Consider the following 2,589-nt stretch of genomic DNA (forward strand, 5'->3'; position numbering starts at 1 on the left):
CCTACTGGTGTTGAATACGACATTGTGTACGACCCTACGGTATTTGTTCGCGGCTCAATTGACGCGGTAATTGCAACGTTGCTTGAAGCAATTGTGCTGGTAGTTATTGTTGTTATTGTATTTTTACAAACGTGGCGTGCATCAATTATTCCATTAATTGCTGTGCCTATTTCGCTCATTGGTACGTTTGCAGTAATGCAGTGGTTAGGTGTCTCAATTAATACCTTGTCGTTGTTTGGCTTAGTATTGGCCATAGGTATTGTTGTAGATGATGCGATTGTAGTTGTTGAAAACGTAGAGCGTAATATTGAAAAAGGCTTATCGCCACTTGAAGCAACCCGCGTTGCAATGAGCGAAGTAACAGGCCCTATTATTGCCATTGCGCTAGTACTAAGTGCTGTATTTATTCCTACTGCGTTTATTACCGGTTTATCAGGTCAGTTTTATAAGCAATTTGCACTTACAATTACAATTTCGACGATTATCTCAGCGTTTAACTCATTAACGTTATCGCCTGCGCTTGCTGCACTGTTATTAAAATCACATGATGCAAAAACAGATGCGTTCACGCGTTTACTTAATAAATTGTTTGGTCGTTGGTTATTTGAACCATTTAACCGCGTTTTTAATCGTGGTGCTAAAGGGTACGAAAAACTGGTACAAAAACTAATCCGTATGACCGTTGTTGTAATGGTGGCTTATATTGCACTTGTTGGCGGCACAATTAAGTTATTTGATACCGTACCTGGTGGCTTTATTCCACAGCAAGATAAACAGTATTTAGTGGCTATTGCGCAGTTGCCTGACGCATCAAGCCTTGATCGTACTGAAGATGTACTTGCTCAAATGCAGCAAATTGCATTAGAAGTACCAGGCGTTGCACATACTGTTGCTTATCCTGGCTTATCAGTGAACGGTTTAACAAATAGCCCTAACAGCGGCATTGTAATTACACCACTTGAAAGCTTTGACAAACGTACCGATCCAAGCCAATCAGCGATGGCGATAGCGGCGCAGTTGAATAAACGTTTTGCCGCCATTGATGAGGCATTTGTAGCGGTATTTCCACCGCCGCCAATTCAAGGTTTGGGCACTACAGGTGGTTTTAAACTGCAAATAGAAGACAGAGCTAATAAAGGGTTTGAAGCACTATTTAATAGCCTGCAAGCCGTTATTGGTAAAGCGCAACAAGACCCTGCATTAATGGGTCTGTACTCAAGTTTCCGTATCCAAGTTCCACAAATGGATATTGATATTGACCGCGAACAAGCGCTTATTCAAGGTATTCCACTTGATGAAGTATTTAATGCACTGCAAATTTACTTAGGCTCTGTGTACGTAAATGACTTTAATATGTTTGGTCGTACGTACCAAGTAAATGCACAGGCTGATGCTGACTACCGCTTAGACCCTGATCAAATACTTAATTTAAAAGTACGTAATCGCTCAGGTAATATGGTGCCATTAGGCTCTGTATTAACAGTAACACCAACAATTGGTCCTGACCGTGTTATGCATTACAACGGATACCCAAGTGCAGAACTAAATGGTAGCCCAGCGCCAGGTTATAGTTCTGATCAAGCACAAGTTGCTATTGAAAAAGTACTCGCAGACACACTACCAACAGGTATTGAATATGAGTGGACTGAAGTAACGTACCAACAAGTACTTGCCGGTAACACCATGGTTTATGTATTCCCGTTAGTTGTATTACTTGTATTTATGGTACTTGCAGCGCAGTACGAGAGCTTACGTTTACCACTGGCAATTATATTAATTGTACCAATGACTATTTTCTCAGCCTTGTTAGGTGTGTGGTTTGTCGGCTCTGACAACAACATATTCACCCAAATAGCGTTAATAGTACTGGTCGCGTTGGCTTCTAAAAATGCAATATTGATGGTTGAGTTTGCAAAAGACAGACACGACTCAGGCTTATCGCACTTAGAGGCAATACTTGAGGCATGTCGTATGCGCTTGCGCCCAATATTAATGACGTCAATTGCATTTACAGCAGGTGTTGTACCGTTAGTACTTGCCACCGGTGCGGGCGCCGAAATGCGACACGCAATGGGTAACGCAGTATTCTCAGGCATGATAGGTGTAACCGTGTTTGGCCTATTGTTTACGCCGGTATTTTATATGTTAGTGACTAACAAAAAAGAGAAAGCGCAGGAGAATACTCATGACTAAATTAATGCAAAAAAGACTTAAAACAAGTCTAACTGTCAGTGCGGTATTAGTCGCTGCGTTTTTAGCCGGGTGTGCGAGTAAAATAGACACCATGAGTGAGCAAAAAGCCGTTAACGAATTTGTTGCCAAAGCTAATATTGCTAGTAACGTTAGCGTTGCTGATGAAACAAACTGGTGGAAAAAGCTTAATTCTGATCAACTAAATGAGCTTGTTACTGGTGCGCTTGCAAATAACTATAATTTGCAAACAAGCCAGCTAACACTTAAAAGTGCATTAGCGCGATTAGGAGAGCAAAAAGCCCTGTACCTTCCGCAAGGTGGCGTAAATGTTGGCGCAGCTCGAAGCGATGCACCAAGCGTTTATGACCGCCAATCAAGTGCAAACGTTGCACTTGA

General features: G+C 41.8%; 2 protein-coding genes. Both read left to right on the plus strand.

Annotation, left to right across the window (positions count from 1 at the left end; all coding sequences use genetic code 11):
• On the plus strand, positions 1 to 2,193 hold a 2,193-nt coding region (locus L654_RS0122850; protein WP_024609111.1), incomplete at its 5' end, for an efflux RND transporter permease subunit.
• The coding region (locus L654_RS0122855; RefSeq protein ID WP_024609140.1) for a TolC family protein at positions 2,186 to 2,589 on the plus strand (404 nt) is incomplete at its 3' end. The genes L654_RS0122850 and L654_RS0122855, both read left to right, overlap by 8 nt.

This window comes from Pseudoalteromonas sp. TAB23 (genome assembly GCF_000498075.1).
In the GTDB taxonomy this organism is placed as follows: domain Bacteria; phylum Pseudomonadota; class Gammaproteobacteria; order Enterobacterales; family Alteromonadaceae; genus Pseudoalteromonas; species Pseudoalteromonas arctica.